The following is a 22202-nucleotide window of genomic DNA, read 5'->3' on the forward strand; positions in this document are numbered from 1 at the left end:
ACGCGTTACACCACGGGCACGACGGCATCGGGGGCGAGACCATGCGGACACAGCACGGAACCGGCCACACGAAACGCACGGCGGCAAGAGTCTGGGCGGCACTCGCCGCGGCGGGAGCGCTCGCGCTCACCGCCTGCGGCGGCGGGAGCGGTGACGGCGGCGGCACGGGCGGGTCCACCCCGTCCGGGCAGCAGAGCGCCCACACGGTCGAATTACCGAAACTGCCCGGCGAGAAGCTGGAGGTCGCCGCGGTCTGGACGGGGCCCGAGCAGGCGAACTTCACGAAGGTGCTGAAGGAGTTCGAGAAGCGGACGGGCGCGAGCGTCACCTTCGTCCCGGCGCAGGACCCCATCGTCACCTTCCTCGGCACGAAGATCGCGGGCGGTCAGCCGCCGGACGTGGCGCTGCTCCCCCAGGTCGGGGCGCTGACGGCGGCGGTGCGGAACAAGTGGGCGCAGCCGGCGGGCCCGGAGGCCAGGGCGCAGCTGGAGAAGAACTACGCGCCGGGCTGGCGGAAGCTGGGCGCGGTGGACGGCACCCAGTACGGCGTCTACTACAAGGCGGCCAACAAGTCGCTGGTCTGGTACAACGCGAAGGCGTTCGAGGCGGCGGGCGTGAAGCCCCCGGCGACCTGGAAGGACTTCCTGTCGGTCGCCGACACGCTCTCCGCGTCGGGCACGGCTCCGGTGTCGGTGGCGGGCGCGGACGGGTGGACCCTCACGGACTGGTTCGAGAACGTCTACCTGTCGCAGGCGGGTCCGGAGCAGTACGACCGGCTGGCCCGGCACGAGATCAAGTGGACGGACGACAGCGTCAAGCAGGCGCTGACCACCCTGGGGCAGCTGTTCGCCCGCAAGGACTTCCTGGCGGGCGGCCCGACCGGGGCGCTGGCGACGGAGTTCCCCAAGTCGGTGACGCAGACCTTCACGGGCGGGGACCGGCCGGCGGCGGCGATGGTCTTCGAGGGCGACTTCGTGGCGGTGAACATCGCGCAGACCAAGGCGAAGGTGGGCGAGGACGCCCTGGTGTTCCCGTTCCCGGCGGTCGGCGCGAAGCCGCCGGTGGTGTCGGGCGGCGACGTGGCGGTGGCCCTGAAGCCGGGCAAGGGCGCGCAGGCGCTGCTGACGTTCCTGGCGTCGGCGGACGCGGCGGCGGTGCAGGCCCGGGAGGGCGGGTTCGTCTCGCCGAACAAGGCGGTGGACCCGGCGGCGTACCCGAACGACATCCAGCGGGGCATCGCGAAGGCGCTGATCGCGGCGGGCGACGACTTCCGCTTCGACATGTCCGACCAGGCTCCGGCGGCCTTCGGCGGGACGCCGGGCGCCGGCGAGTGGAAGGCGTTGCAGGACTTCCTGGCGAACCCGTCGGACGTGGCGGGGACCCAGGAGAGGCTGGAGGCGGAAGCGGCCAAGGCGTTCGGGAACTGACGCCGTGGCGGCGACGGCCAAGCCCGGGGCCCGGCCCCGGGCCCACCGCCGCGGGGACCTGTCCCGCCGGCGGCTGGTGGCGGCGGCGTTCCTGCTGCCCGCCCTGGTGCTGCTGGGCGCGCTCGTGGTGCAGCCCATCGGCTACTCCCTCTACCGCAGTCTCTTCGACCGCTCCGGCGACGCCTTCGTCGGGGCGGGCAACTACCGGCGGATCCTGAGCGATCCGGTGATCCGTACGGCGCTGCGGAACACGGCCGTGTGGGTGGTGTTCGCCCCGGCGACGGCGACCGCGCTGGGGCTGGTCTTCGCGGTGCTGACGGAGCGGGTGCGCTGGGGGACCGCGTTCAAGCTGCTGGTGTTCATGCCGATGGCGATCTCGATGCTGGCGGCGGGCATCATCTTCCGGCTCGTGTACGACCACGACCCGCAGCGGGGCGTGGCCAACGCGGTGTGGGTCGGGGTGCACGACACCTTCGCGGAGTCCTCCGCCTTCCCGGGGGCCCGTCCGGGCCGGGACTCCCCGCTGGAGCCCGCCGCCGGCGGTGCGCTGGTGACGCGGGAGACGGTGCGGGCGGGCGAGCCGGTGCTGCTGCCGCTGGTCGGGGTGGCGCCGGAGGCCCTGCCCGCGGGGACGCGTGCGGCGGGGCGTGCCGCGGTGGTGCCGGGGGCGGTGACCGGCACCGTCTGGCAGGACTTCACCCGGGGCGGCGGCGGGCTGCCGAACGTGGTCGACCCGGCGGAGTCGGGCCTGTCGGGGATGCGGGTGGAGGCGGTGAAGGACGGCCGGGTGGTGGCCTCGGCGACGACCGGCCCCGACGGCACGTTCACGCTGCCCGCGGCGGCCGACCGGTCGCGGATTCGGCTGCCGGAGTCGAACTTCCGGGCGGCGTACGCGGGGGTGGAGTGGCTCGGGCCGGTGCTGGTGACCCCGGCGGTGATCGGGGCGTACGTGTGGATGTGGGCCGGGTTCGCGATGGTGCTGATCGGGGCGGGGCTGGCGGCGGTGCCGCGCGAGCTGCTGGAGGCGGCGCGGGTGGACGGGGCCGGGGAGTGGCAGGTGTTCCGCCGGATCACGGTGCCGCTGCTGGCGCCGGTGCTGGTGGTGGTCCTGGTGACGCTGGTCATCAACGTGATGAAGGTCTTCGACCTGGTGTTCGTGATCGCTCCGGGTGCGGTGCAGGACGACGCGAACGTGCTCGCGCTCCAGCTGTACCGGACGTCCTTCGGGACGGACGCCGATCCGGGGCTCGGCAGCGCCATCGCGGTGCTGCTGCTGGTGCTGGTGGTGCCGGTGATGCTGCTGAACATCCGGCGGATGCGGAAGGAGGCCTCCCGATGAGCGCCCGGCCGAGCACCGCGCCGAGCACCCGGGCGAGTACCGGGGAACGTACCCCGGCGAGCACCGCGCCGAGCACCGCTGCGAGCGTCCTGCGGCGGCTGGCGGGGAGCGTGCTGCTGCGCGCCTTCCTCGTCCTGGCCGGGCTGTTCTGGCTGCTGCCCACGCTCGGGCTGCTGGTGTCCTCCCTCCTGTCCCCCGACGACCTCAACCGCGGCGGCTGGTGGCGGGCGCTGACCGAGCCCTCGCGGCTGACCGCGTCCAACTACGCGCACCTGCTGGAGAACGACACCATCACCGGCTCGCTGCTGAACACGGTGGCGATCGCCGTCCCGGCGACGCTGCTCGTCCTCGTCCTCGGCGCGTTCGCCGGCTACGCCTTCGCGTGGCTGGAGTTCCCCGGCCGGGACTGGCTGTTCCTGGTCGTGGTGGGGCTGCTGGTGGTCCCGGTGCAGGTGGCGCTGATCCCGGTGTCGGAACTCTTCGGCTCCATCGGCCTGTTCGAGACGACGGCGGGGGTGGTGCTGTTCCACACCGCGTTCGGGCTGCCGTTCGCGGTGTTCCTGCTGCGGAACTTCTTCGCGGAGATCCCCCGCGAGCTGCTGGAGGCGGCCCGGCTCGACGGGGCGGGCGAACTGCGGCTCTTCGCGCGGGTGGTGCTGCCGCTCGGCGGTCCGGCGATCGCCTCGCTGGGCATCTTCCAGTTCCTGTGGGTGTGGAACGACATGCTGGTGGCGCTGGTCTTCGCCGACTCGGCGCACCCGCCCGTGACGGTGGCGCTCCAGCAGCAGGTGCGGCAGTTCGGGAACAACATCGACGTGCTGGCGCCCGGCGCGTTCCTGTCGATGGTGGTGCCGCTGCTGGTGTTCTTCGCCTTCCAGCGGCAGTTCGCGACGGGGGTGATGGCCGGCGCCGTGAAGTAACCCACGGCCACCGCGGCGACCGGGTCCGACATGGGGTGTTGACGCTGCGTAACCCGAATGCCACACGCTGCGTAACCCGATCGCCGCGCGCGCGGTTCCTGGGCAATATGCCCGCGCCGACCCCTGGATGTGCCGTGCCCCGGTTCAGCGTCATCGTGCCCGCGTACAAGGTTCAGGCGTACCTCCAGGAGAGCCTGGACTCGGTCCTGTCCCAGTCGTACCCGGATCTGGAACTGATCGCGGTCGACGACGCCTCCCCGGACGCCTGCGGTTCGATCATCGACGAGTACGCGGCCCGCGACCCCCGGGTCACCGCGGTGCACCTGGCGCACAACCTGGGCCCGGGCCCGGCCCGCAACGCGGGTCTGGCCCGGGCCACCGGCGACTACCTGCTCTTCCTCGACGGCGACGACACCCTCACCCCCGGCGCCCTCCAGGCGGTCACCGACCGGCTCAAGGCCACCGGCTCCCCCGACGTCCTGGTCTACGACCACGCCCGCACCTCCTGGACCGGCGAGACCGTCCGCGACCGCTCCGCGCACCGGCTCTGCGAGGACGGCCCGGCCAGCTTCCGGCTCGCCGACCGCCCGGGCCTGCTCGGCATGCCGATGGCGGCGGGGAACAAGGCCTACCGGCGCGAGTACGCGGAGCGCGAGGGCCTGGAGTTCCCGCCCGGCTTCTACGCGGACATCCCCTGGACCTACCCGGCCCTGCTGGCCGCCGAGTCCGTGGCCGTCCTCGACCGGGTCTGCGTCCACTACCGCCGGCGCCGCACCGGCTCGATCACGACCACCCCCAGCCGGCGCCACCTCGACGTCTTCGACCAGTACGACCGGGTCTTCGGCCACCTCGCCGCCCGTCCCGAGCTGGACCGGTGGCGCCCGGCGGTGCACCGGCGGATGGCCGAGCACTTCTGCGCCGTGTACGCGGACCCGCGCCGCCTCCCGCGCGCCGCCCGCGCCGAGTTCTTCGCGCGGGCCTCGGCCCTGCTGCGCCGCCACCGCGTCCCGGGCGGCCCCGCGTCCCCGCCGTTGCCGCCGTCCCGCACCGACCGGCTCCGGCACGCCCTGATGCGCCTCGGCGCCCGGCACGCCTACGGGCTGGCCTCGGGCGTCCGCGCGGGCGCCCTGGCCGCGGGCCGGGCCGGGTCCGCGCTGGGGCGGGGGCTGCGCGAGAGCGCCCTGCGGCTGCACTACCGGGTGCAGCGGCTGCTCCCGCTGCGGCCCGAGCTGGCGGTGTTCTCCGCGTACTGGCACGGCGGCTACGCGTGCAACCCGGCGGCGATCGAGGCGAAGCTGCGGGAGCTGGCCCCGCGCATGCGCACGGCGTGGATCTGCGACCCCCGGCACGCGGCCACCCTGCCGCCCGGGACCACCCCGCTGCGGCCGGCTTCGGCCGCGTACTGGAGCGCCCTGGCCCGGGCGGGGTACCTGACGACGAACGTGAACTTCGACCGCGCCCTGGTCAAGCGGCCCGGCCAGGTCCTGCTCCAGACGCAGCACGGCACCCCGCTCAAGCGGGTCGGCCTCGACCTCCAGGACCGTCCGGCGGCCACCCCGACCACGGACTTCGAGGGGCTGCTGCGCGGCGCCGACCAGTGGGACTACCTGCTGTCCTCCAACCGTCACTCCACCCTGGTGTGGGAGCGGGCCGTGCCCGCCTCCTACACCACCCTGGAGTACGGCTACCCCCGCAACGACCCCTTCCACCGGGCCGGGCAGGAGGAGGTGCTCGCCCTGCGCGAGCGGTTGGGCATCGCCCCGGGCACGACCGCGATCCTGTACGCCCCGACCCACCGCGACTACCGGCGCAGCCGGCCCGAGCACCTGGACTTCGAGCGGGTCCTGCGGGACCTGGGCCCGCGCTTCACGATCCTCGCGCGCACGCACCTGACGTACGCGGGCACCGAGTCCGTCCACGACCCGCACCCGAGGCTGCTGGACGTCTCCGCCCACCCGTCGGTGGAGGAGCTGTGCCTCGCCTCGGACGCGCTGGTCACGGACTACTCGTCCCTGATGTTCGACTACGCGTCCCTGGACCGGCCGATCGTGATCCACGCGGACGACTGGGAGGCGTACGAGGCCGCCCGCGGCACCTACTTCGACCTGCGTTCCTGTCCCCCGGGGGCGATCGCCCGCACGGAGGACGAACTCGTGGACATCTTCGCCACCGGCCACTGGCAGGGCTCCCGCTCGGCACAGCTGCGCACGGCGTTCCGCGCGCGCTTCTGCTCGTACGACGACGGCCACGCGGCCGAGCGCGTGGTCCGCCACGTCTTCCTGGGCCAGTCCACCCCGGTCCCGGCGATCACCCCGCTGGAGGACCGCCGCCCCGCTCCCCCCGCCTCGGCCCCGGACCTGACCCCCCTGTCCGCGGGCCTCCGCGCGGACCTGTGGCCGTAGCCGGGTCTCCCCCGTCATCCGGGCGTTTGGGCCGTCCGGGCCAGAGGGGCCGACCGTAAGCATGGACTTCGCCGCGGGTCACGGCCCGGTCCCGGCCCGCCGGCGGATCGGGCGGTAACTACCACATGTGATCCAGGCGCCGGCCCGCCGCTCCGGCCGGGCGGCGGCCTGGGCAACAGTGGAAGGAAGCCCATGACGCTGCGCCTTTTCCTCGCCTGCTCCACCGCGGTGGCGGGTCTCGGTCTGTGCGCCACGGCCGCCCCGGTCCTGGCAGCACCCGCCCACGCCGCGCCGTTGAACGTGACGGTGGGGTGCTCCCATACCGCGGCACTCATCAGCGCGGTGCAGCAGGTGAACGCCAACCCCGGCGGAGGGACGGTCAACCTCGCCGAACGGTGTGCCTACCCCTTCGCGGACGACTTCGAGGACAGCGGGAACGCGCTGCCGGTCATCACCGGCAGGGTGACCATCCGGGGCGAGGACTCCACCCTGATCCGGTCCTCCGCCACCCCCTTCCGGCTGCTCGAAGTCGCCGCGTCGGGACAGCTCTCCCTGCAGGGCATCACCGTGGCCGGCGGAAACGCCACGGCCTCCGACGGCGGCGGCATCCTCAACCGGGGCACCCTGCGCCTGGAGAAGAGCACCGTGGCCGGCAACCAGGCCGAGGCGGCCGGCGGCGGCATCGCCAACGTGAACGGCCGCACCACCCTGGTGCACAGCCGGGTGCTGACCAACACGGTCACGAACCAGAACTCCGCGGATGCCGGGGGCGGCGGCATCTACAACAGCGCCGACGGAACCGTCGAGCTCCTCGGGAGCACCGTGTCGGGCAACGCTGCGGACCAGTTCGGCGGCGGCGTCTACAACGCCGGCACCCTGAAGGCCAAGGACAGCAAGATCGCGCGCAACGCCGCCACCAACAACCAGGGCGGCGGCGGCACGTACGGCGGCGGTGTCTACAACGGGGGCACCGCGACCCTCAAGGAGACCCAGATCGTCGGGAACTGGGTCGGCGGGCGGGGCGGCGGCATCGAGAACGCGTCCACCGGTTCCCTGGAGGTCCACGGCGGCGAGCTCGGCGGCAACAAGGCGGGCGGGAACGGCGGCGGCCTGGACAACGCGGGGCGGGCCACCCTGTCGAGGACCAAGGTGTTCAAGAACCAGGCCGGTGACGACGGCGGCGGCATCAACAACGAGCGGGGGTTCGACGCCGCCGCCCCCGACCCGGTGCTGACGCTCACGAAGGCGGTCATCAAGGAGAACCGGGCCGGCGACCAGGGCGGCGGCGTCAACAACGTCGCCCCGGCCACCGTGCAGAACGAGCACAGCGAAATCACCGGGAACAAGCCGTCCAACTGCGCGGGCAACGTGCCCGACTGCAGCAGCCACTGACGCCCTCGGGCCCCGGGCCGTCCGCCCGGGGCCCACCAGGCCGTCCAGGCCGTCCAGGCCGTCCCGACAGCCCAGCCGTCCGGGTCGCCTAGGCCGTTCCGGCGGGGCCCGCGTCCGACCGCAGGCCCGCCACCACCGAGCGGGCCAGGCCGTCCAGGTACGGGGCCGGCACCGCGTCGCGCACGACGACCTGGCGCCAGTACAGCGGGCCGATCACCAGGTCCAGGGCGTGGTCGGGGTCCGCGCCCGCCGGCAGCTCACCCCGGGCGACGGCCTCGGAGACGATGCCCTCGGCGAGCCGCCGCTGCCCCTCCACCAGCGCCCCCCGCACCGCGTCCGCGATCTCCGGGTTCCGGGCGGCCTCGACCAGCAGGTCGGGGATCACCGCCGAGGCCACGGGGTGCCGCAGTACGTGTGACATGACCTCCAGCAGGGCGCGCACGTCCCCGTAGAGGGACCCGGTCGCCGGCACGGGGATGCCGTCCGCCGCCACGGCGCCGATCAGGTCGAGCACCAGGTGCAGCTTCGACTTCCAGCGCCGGTACACGGCGGTCTTGCCGACCCCGGCCCGCCGCGCGATGCCCTCGATCGACATCCGGGCGAAGCCCACCGCCGCGAGTTCCTCCACCACGGCCGCGCGGATCGCCTCGGTGACGTCCTCGCGCAGGACGGCGGCGCCGGCGGGAGCGCGGCGGGCGGCGGGAGCGGCGGCGGAGTCCTTGGTCATGCACAGAGCATAGCGGCGACGCCGTCACCTGCCCGTCACGACGATACGGTTGCGTCCCGACGCTTCACGCCCTACTGTCACCGTAGCGACGATACGGACCCGTCCCATCGTCGGGCGCCCCAGACCTCCGTCGAAAGCGACCCCGTGACCACCGTGACCACCGTGACCACCGCGACCTCAGCGCCGCCCTCCCCCGCGGAACTGGCGGCAGCCCACGGCCTGACCGTCAGCGGCGCCCGCCCCTCCCTCCCGCGCTACGTCGCACAGCTCTGGAACCGCCGCCACTTCGTGACGGCGTACGCGACCGCCCGGATGCACGCCACGTACAGCACGGCCAAGCTCGGCCAGGTCTGGCACCTGATGACCCCGCTGCTCAACGCGGCCGTCTACTACTTCGTCTTCGGCATCGTCATGCGCGCCAGCCACGGCGTCCCCGACTACGTGCCGTTCCTGATCACCGGCGTCTTCGTCTGGGACTTCATCGGCAGCTCCGTCAACGCCGGCACCCGCGCCGTCCACAGCAACCTCGGCCTGGTCCGCGCCCTGCACTTCCCCCGCGCCAGCCTGCCCATCTCCTCCGTGGTCCAGCTCTTCCAGCAGCTGCTCGTCACCATGGCGGCCCTGGTCGTCCTGCTCCTGGCCTTCGGCCAGACCCCCTCCGCCTCCTGGCTGATCGCGCTCCCGGCGCTCTTCCTGATGGCCGTCTTCTGCGCCGGCTGCGCGATGGTCATGGCCCGCATCGGCAGCAAGAACCCGGACGTCAGCCAGCTGATGCCGTTCGTCCTGCGCACCTGGATGTACTCGTCCGGGGTGATGTGGTCCATCGACACCATGCTCAAGACGGACCACCTGCCGCACTGGGTCTCGCTGATGCTCAAGACCAACCCGGCGGCCGTCTACATCGACCTGATGCGCTTCGCGCTGATCGACAGCTTCAAGGCGGGCTCGCTCCCGCACCACGTGTGGCCGATCGCCATCGGCTGGGCGCTGCTCGCCGGCGTCGGCGGCTTCGTCTACTTCTGGAAGGCAGAGGAGGAGTACGGCCGTGGCTGACACCGACACCCGTGTCCCGACCGTCATCGCGGACGAGGTCCACGTCGTCTACAAGGTCCACGGCGGGGGCCGCAAGGGCGGCGCCACCGCCGCCCTCAGCCGGATCTTCTCCCGCAAGCCCGCCCCGGGCGTCCGCGAGGTCCACGCCGTCAAGGGCGTCAGCTTCACCGCGTACAAGGGCGAGGCGATCGGCCTGATCGGCTCCAACGGCTCGGGCAAGTCCACCCTGCTCAAGGCCATCGCCGGCCTCCAGCCGGTGGCCCGCGGCGCGGTCTACTCGCACGGCCAGCCGTCCCTCCTCGGAGTGAACGCCGCCCTGATGAACGACCTCACCGGCGAGCGGAACGTCGTCCTCGGCGGGCTCGCGATGGGCATGACCAAGCAGCAGGTCCGCGAGCGCTACCAGGGCATCGTCGACTTCTCCGGCATCAACGAGAAGGGCGACTTCATCTCCCTGCCCATGCGCACCTACTCCTCCGGGATGGGCGCCCGGCTGCGGTTCTCCATCGCGGCCGCCAAGGACCACGACGTCCTGATGATCGACGAGGCCCTCGCCACCGGCGACGCCGCCTTCCAGCGCCGCAGCCAGGCCCGCATCGAGGAACTCCGCGCCCGGGCCGGCACCGTCTTCCTCGTCAGCCACTCCATCGGCACGGTCCGCGAAACCTGCGACCGGGCCATCTGGCTGGAGTCGGGCGTCCTCCGCATGGACGGACCCGCAAAGGAAGTCTGCGACGCGTACGAGGCATTCACGAAATAGCCCCGCCGTCCCATCCAGCCCCGCCGGCGTTTGAGGCGCGGGGGTCCGGGGGCAGAGCCCCCGGCAACGGCGCCGCACCCGAAGGCACGAACGGGCCGGGCCCGGTACCCCCCAAGGGGTCCCGGGCCCGGCCCGTGTCCGTACGCCTCAGCGGCGACTACGCGTGAGCGCGCAACAGCGACCGCATCGTCCGCATCGCCACCGACAGGTTCGCCAGGTCGAAGTCGTCCGAGCCCCGGATCTCGTCCAGGGTCGTCCGAGCCCGGCCGATGAGCGCCGCGTTCTTCTCCTCCCACGCCTTGAAGCGCTCCTCGGGAGTGGAAGAGCCGTTGCCCACCGCCAGCACGTCGGCCGTCAGCGCCGCGTGCGCCGCGAACAGGTCCTCACGGATCGACGCGCGGGCCATCGACTGCCAGCGGTCGGACCGCGGCAGGTCGATGATGCGGTCCATCAGCTGCGTGATGTCCAGGCGGTCGGCCAGGTCGTAGTACACCTCGGCGACGGACAGCGGGTCCACGCCCGTCCGGTCCGCGATGGCGACGATGTCCAGCGTCGGGAACGCCGACGAGAACCCGGCCACCTTCGCCGCGAGCTCCTCCGGCACGCCCTCGCCGGTCAGCTCGTCCATGATCGACTGGTACCACTCCAGGTCCGCGCCGCGCACCAGCTTCGGCAGCTCCGACCAGACCTCCGCCACCCGGGCCCCGAAGAGCTCGATGGTCTCGGTGATCTGGAGCGGCTGCGGCCGGTTGTTCAGCAGCCAGCGCGTACCGCGCTCCACCAGGCGCCGCGAGTGCAGCCGCACCCGGGTCTGGACGTCGGCCGGGACCTTGTTGTCCAGCGCCTCGACCGCGTCCCACACCTCGGCCAGGCCGAAGATCTCACGGGCCGCGAGCTGCGCCCGGACGATCTCCTCCATGGAGGCGCCGGTCTCCTCCCGCAGACGGTGCAGGAAGGTCGAACCACCGGTGTTGACGGTGTCGTTGACCAGCAGGGTGGTGATGATCTCCCGGCGCAGCGCGTGCCCGTCGATCTGCTCGGGGAACTTCGCGCGCAGGGCGCCCGGGAAGTACGCGTGCAGCAGGCGGCGCAGGTACGGGTCGTCCGGCAGCTCGGTGTGGATGAGCTCGTCCGCCACGGTGATCTTCGTGTAGGCGAAGAGCACCGCCAGCTCCGGCTGGGTCAGGCCCTTGCCGGTGTTGAGCAGCTCGCGGATCTGCCGGTCGTTCGGCAGGAACTCCAGCTGGCGGTCCAGCAGCCCGTCCCGGCCCAGGCGGCGCATGAAGCGCTGCTGGGCGTGGAGCAGGCTGGGGGCCTGCGCGGAGGCGTTCGCCAGGGCCGTGTTCTGCGCGTAGTTGTTGCGCAGCACCAGCGAGCCGACCTCGTCGGTCATCTCGGCGAGCAGCTTGTTGCGCTGCTTGACGGTCATGTCGCCGTCCGCGACCACCGAGTTCAGCAGGATCTTGATGTTCACCTCGTGGTCGGAGGTGTCCACGCCCGCGCTGTTGTCGATGGCGTCGGTGTTGACCTTGCCGCCCTCGCCGCCGGCGCCGGTGCGGGCGAACTCGATGCGGCCCAGCTGGGTCAGGCCCAGGTTGCCGCCCTCGCCGACGACCTTGGCGCGGACGTCGGAGCCGTTGACGCGGATCGCGTCGTTGGCCTTGTCGCCGACGTCGGCGTGCGTCTCGGCGGTGGCCTTGACGTACGTGCCGATGCCGCCGTTCCACAGCAGGTCCACCGGGGACTGCAGGATGGCCTGCATCAGCTCGGCCGGGGTCATCTTGGTGACGCCCGCCTCGATGCCGAGGGCGGCGCGCATCTGTGCGTTGACCGGGATGGACTTGGCGCTGCGCGGGTGGATCCCGCCGCCCGCCGACAGCAGCGCGGTGTCGTAGTCCGCCCACGAGGAACGCGGCAGCTCGAACAGGCGCCGGCGCTCCGCGTACGAGGTCGCCGCGTCCGGGGTCGGGTCGATGAAGATGTGCCGGTGGTCGAAGGCGGCGACCAGGCGGATGTGCTCGGAGAGCAGCATGCCGTTGCCGAAGACGTCGCCGGACATGTCGCCGACGCCGACGACAGTGAAGTCCTCGGTCTGGGTGTCGTGGCCCAGCTCGCGGAAGTGCCGCTTGACGGACTCCCAGGCGCCGCGGGCGGTGATGCCCATGCCCTTGTGGTCGTAGCCGGCCGAGCCGCCCGAGGCGAAGGCGTCGCCCAGCCAGAAGCCGTACGACTCCGCGACGCCGTTGGCGATGTCGGAGAAGGTCGCGGTGCCCTTGTCGGCGGCGACGACGAGGTAGGTGTCGTCCTCGTCGTGGCGGACCACGCCCTTCGGCGGCACGACCTCCCCGCCGACCATGTTGTCGGTGATGTCGAGCAGCGCCGAGATGAAGATCTTGTACGAGGCGATGCCCTCGGCGAGCCACGCGTCGCGGTCCACCGAGGGGTCCGGCAGGTTCTTCGCGACGAAGCCGCCCTTGGCGCCGACCGGCACGATCACCGTGTTCTTGACCATCTGCGCCTTGACCAGGCCGAGCACCTCCGTACGGAAGTCCTCGCGCCGGTCGGACCAGCGCAGACCGCCTCGGGCGACCTTGCCGAAGCGCAGGTGGACGCCCTCGACGCGCGGGGAGTACACCCAGATCTCGAACGCGGGGCGCGGGGCCGGCAGGTCCGGGATGGCCTGCGGGTCGAACTTCATCGACACGTACGAGTGCTGCTCGCCCGCCTCGTCGAGCTGGAAGAAGTTCGTCCGCAGCGTCGCCTTGATCAGCGTCAGGAAGGAGCGCAGGATGCGGTCCTCGTCGAGCGAGGCCACCTGGTCCAGGGCCCCGTCCAGCTCCTCCATCATCGCGTCGATCAGCTCGGTGCCGGCGGCCTGGCGGCCCGGCGACATCCGCGCCTCGAAGAGCGAGACCAGCAGCCGCGTGGTGTGGACGTTGTTGCGGAGGGTGTCCTCCATGTAGTCCTGGCTGAAGGTCGAGCCGGCCTGGCGCATGTACTTGGCGTACGCGCGCAGCACGACGGCCTGACGCCAGGTGAGTCCGGCGCCCAGCACGAGGGTGTTGAAGTTGTCGTTCTCGGCCTCGCCGGTCCACACGGCCGCGAAGGCCTCCTGGAACCGCTCGCGCGCGTCGTCGCCGAGGTACGCGTCCCCGTTGCCCGTGGACAGCGGCATCCGCAGACCGAAGTCGTAGATCCAGGCGCTGACCCGGTCGCTGCGGCGCAGCTCGTACGGCCGCTCGTCGGTGACCTCGACGCCCAGGCGCTGCAGGACCGGCAGGACCGCGGAGAGGGAGACCTGCTCGCCCTCGCGGTAGATCTTGAAGCGGCGCTCGCCGGGGCCCGCGCCGACGGGCTCGTACAGCGACAGCGCGAAGGGGCGCTCGCTGGCGGACAGCTTCTCCAGGTGGCACAGGTCGGCCACGGCCGCGCGCGGCGAGTGGTCGGCCTTGTAGCCCTCGGGGAAGGAGGTGCCGTACTTGCGGCTCAGCTCGGCGGCGCGCTCCTCGCCCAGCTCGGCCGTCAGCGCCTCGCCGAAGCCGTCGGCCCAGGAGCGGGCCGCCTCGACCAGGCGGGACTCGACGCGCTCGACGTCGGCGTCGGTCAGCAGGGGCAGCTCGGTGCCCTGCGGGACGCGGACGACGAAGTGGATGCGGGAGAGGATCGACTCGGTGTTCCAGGCGGTGAAGTCGACGCTGGTGCCGCCGAGCTCCTCCTTCAGGATGTCCATCAGGCGCAGCCGGACACCGGTGGTGAACCGGTCGCGCGGCAGGTAGACGAGCGCCGAGTAGTAGCGGCCGTACTCGTCCTGGCGCAGGTACAGCCGCAGCCGGCGGCGCTCCTGGAGGTACAGCACGGACGTGGCGATCTCGCGGAGCTTGTCGACCGGGGTCTGGAAGAGCTCGTCGCGCGGGTAGGTCTCCAGGATCTGGAGCAGGTCGCGGCCGTCGTGGCTGGACGGCGAGAAGCCGGCGCCCTCCAGCACCTCGGACACCTTGCGGCGGATCACCGGGACGCGGCGCACCGACTCGGTGTACGCGGCGGAGGAGAACAGGCCGAGGAAGCGGCGCTCGCCCACGACGTTGCCGTCGGCGTCGAACTTCTTCACGCCCACGTAGTCGAGGTACGAGGGACGGTGCACGGTGGCGCGGCTGTTGGCCTTGGTCAGCACCAGCAGGCGGTGCTCACGGGCCTTGGCGCGGGCGTCGGCGGGCAGCCGGTTGAAGGACGGCGAGACCGGGTGCGCGTCCTCCTGGCCGCGGTGGACCGGGTCGGAACGCAGGATGCCGAGGCCGGTGCCGGGCACGGCGGCGAGGGCGTCACCGTCGACGAGGTTGTACTCGCGGTAGCCGAGGAAGGTGAAGTGGTCGTCCGACAGCCAGCGCAGCAGCTCACGGGCCTCTTCGAGCTCGTACTCGCGCAGGTCCGGGGCGGTGGGCTCGTTCGGCAGCTCCTCGGCGATGCGCAGCGCGGCGTCGCGCATCTTCTCCCAGTCCTCGACGGCCTCGCGGACGTCGGACAGGACGCGCAGCAGGTCTCCGGTGATCTGCTTGAGGTCGGCCTTGTCGGTCTCGCGGTCGATCTCGACGTGGATCCAGGACTCGACGAGGGAGTCGTGGGGGCGCGCGGTCTTGGGACCGTGGGCGTCGCAGTCGGGGCCGAGGATCTCGATGAGCTTGCCGGTGACGTCACGGCGCACGACGACCTGCGGGTGGATCACGACGTGGATGCCGCGGCCCTGGCGGGACAGCTCGTTCGTCACGGAGTCCACGAGGAACGGCATGTCGTCCGTGACGACCTCGACGACCGAGTGGCTGGAGGTCCAGCCGTTCTCCTCGACCGTGGGGGTGTGGACCCGGACGTTCGCGGTGCCCTGCGGACGGGTCTCGGCGAGCCGGTAGTGGGAGAGCGCCGCACCGAACACGTCGACCGGGTCCCGGTCGGCGAGGTCCTCGGGGGCGGTGTGCAGGTAGTAGCGCTGGAGGTAGGAGAGCGTCGTGCCCTGATCGGGGCGCTCGCCGTGCTCGGACCCAGTCGGAAGTAGCCCCCCGGCCGGGCTGTTCTCAGCTACCCGTGCCGCCCGCGCGAGCAGCTCGGCCTTTGCTTCGTCCAGCTTGGTCTGCATGTCCTCTGGCTCCTGTCGCGCGCCGTTGCGTGACGTAGGTGAAGGAAGGAATGACACAGCGCCGCGTTGAGGCGGGATGTCCGTCCGGATCGGTTTTCGACGCCGCGGCGTCGGGAGAGCCGCCGGGGAAGGCTTCGACCGTGATCGACAGGTCCCGGCGGCGGGGATCAGCGAAGGCCCGGCCGCCAAGACGCGCCGGGCGCGGGTCGGGGGCGTCAGTGCCCCCGAGGACTATCGCGCTGATCACGGGTACAAGGCTATCTCGCCCCACCCCCCGGTCGTCATTCACTGCATCTGTACAAAACCGGGGGCAAAACCTGGACAGTCTGGCCAGACGCTTGGCCGGAACGGTCCGTTACCGGCCTATCCGGCCAGCTCACGGGCCATCGCGACGGCCTCCGCCAGGCTGTCCACGACCGGGACCCCGGCGGACTCCAGGCTGGAGCGGCTGTGCGACCCGCCCGTGTACAGAACGGCGTACGCCCCTACGTGCCGCGCGGCCGTCGCGTCGTCCACGGCGTCACCCACCAGGACCGTACGGCGAGCGGTCACACCGGCTGCCTCCAGTGCGGCCATATGGCGTACGAGGTGGCCCGCCTTGGACGTGTGCGAGGGCCCGACGCGCCCGTCGACGCGGAGGAAGTGCACGTCGATGCCGTGCTCCCGGACCAGGGGCACCAGCTTCTCGTGGGGCGCGAGGGACAGCAGGGACTGGGTGAGCCCGTCCGCCTGCCAGCCCCGCAGCAGCTCCCGCGCCCCCTCGGTGAGCCCCGCGTCCTCGGCGGCGGCCCAGTAGTGGCGGTGGAAGGCCTCGTCCATCACGGCCCACTCGGCGTCCGTGGGCAGCCGGCCCATCAGCCGCTCGTAGAACTTCGGCACCGGTACGACGTACAGCTCGCGGTACCGCTCCAGCGTGAGCGGCGCGAACCCGAACTCGGCGAAGGAGGCGTTGGTCGCGGCTATGACGGCGTCGATGTCGTGCAGCAGGGTGCCGTTCCAGTCCCACACGATGTGGGCCCCACCGGTTTTCGTCCCGGCGCTCACTGCGGTGTTCCCGTCGCTCATCCCAGCAGGCCCGGAATCTCCTGCACCCCGAACCACAGCAGCTCGTGGTCCTCGGCGCCGTCCACGGTGAACTGCGCGTCGTCGTCCCCCGCGTCGGCGGCCGCGAGGGCCCCGGCGGCGGCCGCGACGTCACCCTCGGCGTCATCGGCGTCGGCGTGCACGGCGGCGGCCACCTTCAGCCGCACGGCAGCGCCGAGGGTGACCTGCCCGAGGGCGGCCTCGTCCTGGCCGGGCACGGCGGTGGCGGCCTTGTCGTCGACGTCGACCGCCACGACGACCCGCCGGCGGGGGGCGGCCGGGTCGGCGGCCAGCAGGCGCAGCGAGGCGAGGGCGGCCCGGCTGAGGGCGGCGTACTCCAGCTCCTCGATGTCGTCCGACACGTACCACTCGCGCAGCCCGGGCGTGACGGCGTACGCAAGGAGCGGGGCGGGCCCCAGCTCCCCCGCCTTGTGCGCCTCGGCGAGCCCGGGGAGGGTCAGGGGGACGTACACGCGCATGGCCGGCTGCTTTCGGTAGTCGGAAACGCCCTCAGGATACGACCCGGTCACGCGAGGGGGCCTACGGCCTCGGGCCCCTGCGGGGCCGCGCGGGCGCGGCGGGCCGTACGACCGGGTCACGCGGAGGGGGGCCTCGGGCCCTCGGGGGCGGGGCGGGTGTGGCGGGCTGCGGGTGCGGGTGCGGCCGGCCGCGGGCGCCTCTACAGGCGCGGGCCCTGCACCTCCACCGCAGCGCACCGCCAGCGCCGGTCGGGGCCCTGCTCCAGCCGGAACGCCATGGCCGATACCCGGTCCCCCGTCGCGATCCGGGCGAAGGCCTCGATGACCCCGGGCCCGGGGTGGAAACGCCCGCAGTGGCGCAGCACCGGGCGCAGCCGGTCCCGCAACGGGCCGTCGGGGGCGAGGGTCACCAGCTGCTCGTAGGCCTCGCCCACCGTGAGGCCGAGCAGGGAGTGGACGGGGCGCTGGCCGCTCAGCACCGCCAGCAGCCGCTCCGCGAACCAGTCGTGGGGGGCCAGCCGGCGCGCCTGCCGGGGCACCACCGCCGGACGCCGCTGGTCCCGCCGGCCGGCGGGCCGCGTCCGCCCCGCCCCGCCGGGCCTGCTGCGACTGCCCTCGCCGCCGACCGTGCCGCGCGTGGTGGTGTCCATGACGTTTCCCCCGATCAGACCGAGCCCGGCGGTACCGGGCGGTAACTTGATGCCGGTTTTCTACGACCGCCAAACACCCTCCGCAACCGCCACCGACCCCCCGGCCCCCACCTCGCGGAGGTTCACCTATCCGTGTGGCAACCCCCCACCCCCGGGCCCCGGAACACCCCCACAACACCCCTCAAGTGGACGCCCAAACCCCCCGCGGGGGAGACCCGATGGAGTACCCCCCGATCACCCTCTCGGCCCCACGGGGCGCCGCCGACGGGGCGAAGACGCCGGTCACTCTCCGCAGCCCCCACGGGTGCGGGGCGGGGCACCGGGGAGCGGTGTCCCCCTGGACCGGATCAGAGCAGGTTGGGGGTTTCCCGTCAGTCCCATCGTCCTTCCGGTTCGGGCCGGTCCCTCAAGGGCGCTCCTTCGTCGCGTCGCTACGCGATCGCCTTCGGCGACCCTTGACCGACCGACCCGAACCGGAAAGCCGAAAGACTGCCGGGAAACCCCCAAAAGAAACGGCACGGTCCATAGTGGAGGGACGGGCGTCTCAGGGACCAGGCGCGGTGCCGGGGGGCCGGCCCGCCGGGCATCCGGGCCCGTCCAGCCCTGGCTCAGGGCCAGGGAGGCGGCCACCCGCACGAGAGGGCGATCAGAGCCCCTGGGAAGCCCCCAAGCGCAGCAGATCGCTACGCGCTCCTCCCGTCTCAGCGTCAGACGACCGCCTATGGCTGATAGCCGCACCCCAAGGACGAACAGAGCGGCCGAGGAGGCGCATGGGCGCGGCGGATCGCTACGCGCTCCTCCCAGCTCGGCGTCGGACGGCCGTCCTGGGCCGATACCCGCACCAGAAGGCGAACAGAGCAGCCCAAGGAGCCGACAGGCGCGTCCGATCACTACCCGCTTCCCTGGTCTCGGCGGCCGGCGGCCGTCTTGGGTCGATCATGAGCCCACGGAAGACCCCCATGCCCCTTTTGCCTGCATTTGGCGGGCTGAGATGGGGTCGGACGGTCCTCTGTCGGAGTCTGCGGGTGAAAGAGACACCCGCAGACCCCGAAAAGCCGCCAAAGACCCTGCGCGAGGGGTGATTCACCCCTCGAAGGCCTTCGCCCGCCCCTTTGGTGCCCCATCCCAGCCCCCAGACGGCCGTCCGACGCCGAGCCGGGAGGAGCGCGTAGCGATCCGCCGCGCCTGTCGGCTCCCTGGGCTGCTCTGTTCGCCCTCTGGTGCGGGTATCAGCCCCAGACGGCCGTCCGACGCCAAGTCGGGAGGAGCGCGTAGCGATCCGCCGCGCCTGTCGGCTTCCTGGGGAGCTCTGTTCGCCCTCTGGTGCGGGTATCAGCCCAAGGCGGTCGCCGGACGCTGAGACGAGAGGAGCGCGTAGCGATCTGCTGCGCCTGGGGGCTCCGCAGGGCAGTCTGTTCGCCTTCTCGTGCGGGTAGGTCGCGCACAGGCTCCGGATCTCGGCTCTTGGGGGCCCGGATGCCCGGCGGGCCGGCGCCCGGCCCCTCGCCTGGTCCCTGAGACGCCCGTCCCTCCACCATGGACCGTGCCGTTTCTTTGGGGGTTTCCCGGCAGTCTTTCGGCTTTCCGGTTCGGGTCGGTCGGTCAAGGGTCGCCGAAGGCGATCGCGTAGCGACGCGACGAAGGAGCGCCCTTGAGGGACCGGCCCGAACCGGAAGGACGATGGGACTGACGGGAAGCCCCCAGACTTCTCTGATCCGGTCCAGGGGGGACCCCGGCCCCCCGCACCCCCGCCCCCTATCCAAGGCTGCCTGTATACAAGCCCAGCCCAGCCCCACACGCCCCCCACGGCGGCGGGGCCCGGACACCCTGTGGTGTCCGGCCCCGGTCGGGTGGGCTGCGTTGCCCCTGGCGCGTGGCGCGTTACTTCTTGCGGCGGCGGCCGCCCGACGCCTTCTGGGCGCGGCGGCGTTCCGCGCGGGTCAGGCCGTCGCCGGCGGCGTCGGAGTCGAAGTCGCCTTCGACCACGCCGCCCTCGCCGTCGACCGTCGGGGCGGAGAAGTGCAGGCGGTCCGGGCGCTGGGGGGCGTCCAGGCCCTTGGCGCGGATCTCGGGGCGGGCCGCCGGGACCGGCTCCTTCACCAGGGACGGGGCCGCGTCCTGCACCGGGAGCTCCTCGACCTGCTGCTCGACCTGGACCTCCAGGTTGAACAGGTAGCCGACGGACTCCTCCTTGATGCCCTCCATCATGGCGTTGAACATGTCGAAGCCCTCGCGCTGGTACTCGACCAGCGGGTCCTTCTGGGCCATCGCGCGCAGGCCGATGCCCTCCTGGAGGTAGTCCATCTCGTAGAGGTGCTCACGCCACTTGCGGTCGAGCACCGACAGGACCACGCGGCGCTCCAGCTCGCGCATGACGTCCGCCCCGAGCGCCTGCTCGCGCGCGCCGTACTGCTCGTGGATGTCGTCCTTGACGGACTCGGCGATGAACTCGGCGGTGATGCCCGCGCGGTCGCCGGCCGCCTCCTCCAGCTCCTCCACCGTGACCTTGATCGGGTAGAGCTGCCGGAAGGCACTCCACAGCCGGTCGAGGTCCCACTCCTCGGCGAAGCCCTCGACGGTCTCGGCGGCGATGTAGGCGTCGATGGTGTCGTCCATGAAGAAGCGCACCTGCTCGTGCAGGTCCTCGCCCTCCAGGACGCGGCGGCGCTCGCCGTAGATGACCTCGCGCTGGCTGTTGAGGACCTCGTCGTACTTCAGGACGTTCTTGCGGGTCTCGAAGTTCTGGGTCTCGACCTGGGACTGCGCGGACGCGATCGCGCGGGTCACCATCTTGTTCTCGATCGGGACGTCGTCCGGCACGTTGGCCATGGACATGACCCGCTCGACCATCTGGGCCTTGAACAGGCGCATCAGGTCGTCGCCCAGCGACAGGTAGAAGCGGGACTCGCCCGGGTCGCCCTGGCGGCCGGAGCGGCCGCGGAGCTGGTTGTCGATGCGGCGCGACTCGTGGCGTTCGGTGCCGAGGACGTAGAGGCCGCCGAGCTCCTTGACCTCTTCGAACTCGGCCTTGACGGCCGCCTCGGCCCGGGCGAGGGCCTCGGGCAGGGCGTGCGCCCACTCCTCGATGTGCTCCTCCGGGTCGAGGCCGCGCTGGCGCAGCTCCGCCTCGGCGAGGTCGTCCGGGTTGCCGCCGAGCTTGATGTCGGTACCGCGGCCGGCCATGTTGGTGGCGACGGTGACGGCGCCGCGGCGGCCGGCCTGGGCGACGATCGTGGCCTCGCGCTCGTGCTGCTTGGCGTTGAGGACCTCGTGCGGGATGCCGCGCTTGGAGAGCTGCTGCGAGAGGTACTCGGACTTCTCGACCGACGTCGTGCCGACGAGGATCGGCTGGCCCTTCTCGTGCTTCTCCGCGATGTCGTCGACGACGGCGGCGAACTTGGCGACCTCGGTCCGGTAGATGAGGTCGGGCTGGTCCTTGCGCTGCATGCCCCGGTTCGTGGGGATGGGGACGACGCCCAGCTTGTAGATCTGGTGGAACTCGGCGGCCTCGGTCATGGCCGTACCGGTCATGCCGGAGAGCTTGGAGTAGAGGCGGAAGAAGTTCTGCAGGGTGATCGTGGCGAGGGTCTGGTTCTCGTCCTTGATGTCCACCCCTTCCTTCGCCTCGATCGCCTGGTGCATGCCCTCGTTGTAGCGGCGGCCGGCGAGGATGCGGCCGGTGTGCTCGTCGACGATCATGACTTCGCCGTCGATGACGACGTAGTCCTTGTCGGCCTTGAAGAGCTCCTTGGCCTTGATCGCGTTGTTGAGGTAGCCGACGAGGGGGGTGTTGACCGACTCGTAGAGGTTGTCGATGCCGAGCCAGTCCTCGACCTTGGCGACACCGGCCTCGTGGATGCCGACGGTGCGCTTCTTCTCGTCGACCTCGTAGTCGCCGGTCTCCTCGATGCCCTTGAGCGGGTTGCCGGCCTCGCCCTTGGTCAGGCGGGTGACGAGCTTGGCGAAGTCCGCGTACCACTTGGTGGCCTGGTCGGCCGGGCCGGAGATGATCAGCGGGGTGCGGGCCTCGTCGACGAGGATCGAGTCGACCTCGTCGACCACGGCGAAGTTGTGGCCGCGCTGCACCAGCTCGTCCTGCGACCACGCCATGTTGTCGCGCAGGTAGTCGAAGCCGAACTCGTTGTTCGTGCCGTACGTGATGTCGCAGCCGTACTGCTCGCGGCGCTGGGCCGGCGACATGTTGGCCAGGATGCAGCCGACGGTCAGGCCAAGGAACTTGTGGACGCGGCCCATCATCTCGGAGTCGCGCTCGGCGAGGTAGTCGTTCACCGTGATCAGGTGGACGCCCTTGCCGGACAGTGCGTTCAGGTACGCGGGGAGCGTGCCGACGAGGGTCTTGCCCTCACCGGTCTTCATCTCGGCGACGTAGCCGAGGTGCAGCGCCGCGCCGCCCATGATCTGCACGTCGTAGTGCCGCTGGCCGAGGACGCGCTTGGCGGCCTCGCGGACGGTGGCGAAGGCCTCCGGCAGCAGGTCGTCCAGGCTCTCGCCGTCCTGGTAGCGCTGCTTGTACTCGTCCGTGAGCGCGCGCAACTCGGCGTCGGAGAGGTTGACGAAGTCCTCTTCGATGGAGTTGACCTGGTCCGCGATGCGGTGCAGTTTGCGCAGGATCTTGCCTTCGCCTGCACGCATGAGCTTGTTGAAGACGGACACTGAGGCTGGTCTCCTTGCCGGTCGGGCCTGGGCACTTTACGTAGCCGGGCACGGCAGGTGGGCCCCACCGCAACGGCCATCGTAAGCGAGGACGTGGTCGCGTCGGGAGGTCCGCCGTGTCCGCAGGGCACGGGCGCCCGGAATGAGAACGTACGGGGGACGGATTCGGTG

The 22202-nt window shown here is 71.9% G+C and carries 13 protein-coding genes; 7 read left to right on the forward strand and 6 right to left on the reverse strand.

Features of this window, described 5'->3' with window-relative positions:
* The first annotated feature begins 41 nt into the window (after positions 1–41).
* From SSNG_RS13675 to SSNG_RS13695, 5 genes are all read left to right on the forward strand, one after another.
* Positions 42–1427 (forward strand): ABC transporter substrate-binding protein, encoded by a 1386-nt coding sequence (locus tag SSNG_RS13675; protein ID WP_007264422.1) that lies wholly within the window; start codon positions 42–44, stop codon positions 1425–1427.
* Positions 1428–1485: 58 nt separating this feature from the next.
* On the forward strand, positions 1486–2766 hold the full coding sequence (locus SSNG_RS13680; RefSeq protein ID WP_241695229.1) for a sugar ABC transporter permease: 1281 nt from the start codon (positions 1486–1488) through the stop codon (positions 2764–2766).
* The gene (locus SSNG_RS13685) at positions 2763–3686 is read left to right on the forward strand and encodes a carbohydrate ABC transporter permease (protein ID WP_007264424.1); all 924 of its coding nucleotides are present in this window, start codon (positions 2763–2765) and stop codon (positions 3684–3686) included. The genes SSNG_RS13680 and SSNG_RS13685 overlap by 4 nt, the downstream gene beginning before the upstream one ends.
* 134 nt (positions 3687–3820) lie before the next feature.
* Positions 3821–6088 carry a bifunctional glycosyltransferase family 2 protein/CDP-glycerol:glycerophosphate glycerophosphotransferase gene (locus tag SSNG_RS13690; RefSeq protein ID WP_042800975.1) on the forward strand — a complete coding sequence of 756 codons (2268 nt, stop codon included), beginning with the start codon at positions 3821–3823 and terminating at the stop codon, positions 6086–6088.
* A gap of 192 nt (positions 6089–6280) precedes the next feature.
* On the forward strand, positions 6281–7480 hold the full coding sequence (locus SSNG_RS13695; RefSeq protein WP_007264426.1) for a hypothetical protein: 1200 nt from the start codon (positions 6281–6283) through the stop codon (positions 7478–7480).
* Positions 7481–7568: 88 nt separating this feature from the next.
* Here the strand turns inward: SSNG_RS13695 and SSNG_RS13700 are convergent, their stop codons facing one another.
* Complete coding sequence (locus SSNG_RS13700; protein WP_007264427.1) at positions 7569–8207, reverse strand: TetR/AcrR family transcriptional regulator; 639 nt, start codon at positions 8205–8207, stop codon at positions 7569–7571.
* Between the two features lie 144 nt (positions 8208–8351).
* Here SSNG_RS13700 and SSNG_RS13705 point away from each other — a divergent pair, with 144 nt between their 5' ends.
* Positions 8352–9260, forward strand: coding sequence for an ABC transporter permease (locus SSNG_RS13705; protein WP_007264428.1), 909 nt, complete (start codon positions 8352–8354; stop codon positions 9258–9260).
* Positions 9253–10020, forward strand: coding sequence for an ABC transporter ATP-binding protein (locus SSNG_RS13710; RefSeq protein ID WP_007264429.1), 768 nt, complete (start codon positions 9253–9255; stop codon positions 10018–10020). Before SSNG_RS13705 ends, SSNG_RS13710 begins: the two co-directional genes overlap by 8 nt.
* 157 nt (positions 10021–10177) lie before the next feature.
* On the opposite strand, the gene SSNG_RS13715 is transcribed toward SSNG_RS13710, so the two are convergent.
* The 5 genes from SSNG_RS13715 to secA all read right to left on the reverse strand — a co-directional run bounded on the left by SSNG_RS13715 (position 10178) and on the right by secA (position 22031).
* Positions 10178–15145 (reverse strand): NAD-glutamate dehydrogenase, encoded by a 4968-nt coding sequence (locus SSNG_RS13715; RefSeq protein WP_042800976.1) that lies wholly within the window; start codon positions 15143–15145, stop codon positions 10178–10180.
* A 363-nt stretch (positions 15146–15508) separates the two neighbouring features.
* Positions 15509–16210 carry an HAD family hydrolase gene (locus tag SSNG_RS13720; RefSeq protein WP_050779623.1) on the reverse strand — a complete coding sequence of 234 codons (702 nt, stop codon included), beginning with the start codon at positions 16208–16210 and terminating at the stop codon, positions 15509–15511.
* The gene (locus tag SSNG_RS13725; protein ID WP_007264432.1) at positions 16207–16707 is read right to left on the reverse strand and encodes a hypothetical protein; all 501 of its coding nucleotides are present in this window, start codon (positions 16705–16707) and stop codon (positions 16207–16209) included. Before SSNG_RS13725 ends, SSNG_RS13720 begins: the two co-directional genes overlap by 4 nt.
* A gap of 200 nt (positions 16708–16907) precedes the next feature.
* Positions 16908–17357, reverse strand: coding sequence for an Rv3235 family protein (locus tag SSNG_RS37925; protein ID WP_007264433.1), 450 nt, complete (start codon positions 17355–17357; stop codon positions 16908–16910).
* Between the two features lie 1881 nt (positions 17358–19238).
* Positions 19239–22031, reverse strand: coding sequence for a preprotein translocase subunit SecA (secA, locus tag SSNG_RS13735; protein WP_007264434.1), 2793 nt, complete (start codon positions 22029–22031; stop codon positions 19239–19241).
* Between the last annotated feature and the right edge of the window lie 171 nt (positions 22032–22202).

This window comes from Streptomyces sp. C (assembly GCF_000158895.1).
Lineage (GTDB): Bacteria > Actinomycetota > Actinomycetes > Streptomycetales > Streptomycetaceae > Streptomyces > Streptomyces racemochromogenes.

What these genes read in the sequence shown, in the direction of transcription:
- SSNG_RS13725 (WP_007264432.1), bottom strand. Translation starts at nt 16,707, where the DNA reads ATGCGCGTGTACGTCCCCCTGACCCTCCCCGGGCTCGCCGAGGCGCAC.
- SSNG_RS37925 (WP_007264433.1), bottom strand. Translation starts at nt 17,357, where the DNA reads ATGGACACCACCACGCGCGGCACGGTCGGCGGCGAGGGCAGTCGCAGC.
- SSNG_RS13675 (WP_007264422.1), top strand. Translation starts at nt 42, where the DNA reads ATGCGGACACAGCACGGAACCGGCCACACGAAACGCACGGCGGCAAGA.
- SSNG_RS13700 (WP_007264427.1), bottom strand. Translation starts at nt 8,207, where the DNA reads ATGACCAAGGACTCCGCCGCCGCTCCCGCCGCCCGCCGCGCTCCCGCC.
- SSNG_RS13715 (WP_042800976.1), bottom strand. Translation starts at nt 15,145, where the DNA reads ATGCAGACCAAGCTGGACGAAGCAAAGGCCGAGCTGCTCGCGCGGGCG.
- SSNG_RS13695 (WP_007264426.1), top strand. Translation starts at nt 6,281, where the DNA reads ATGACGCTGCGCCTTTTCCTCGCCTGCTCCACCGCGGTGGCGGGTCTC.
- SSNG_RS13685 (WP_007264424.1), top strand. Translation starts at nt 2,763, where the DNA reads ATGAGCGCCCGGCCGAGCACCGCGCCGAGCACCCGGGCGAGTACCGGG.
- SSNG_RS13720 (WP_050779623.1), bottom strand. Translation starts at nt 16,210, where the DNA reads ATGAGCGACGGGAACACCGCAGTGAGCGCCGGGACGAAAACCGGTGGG.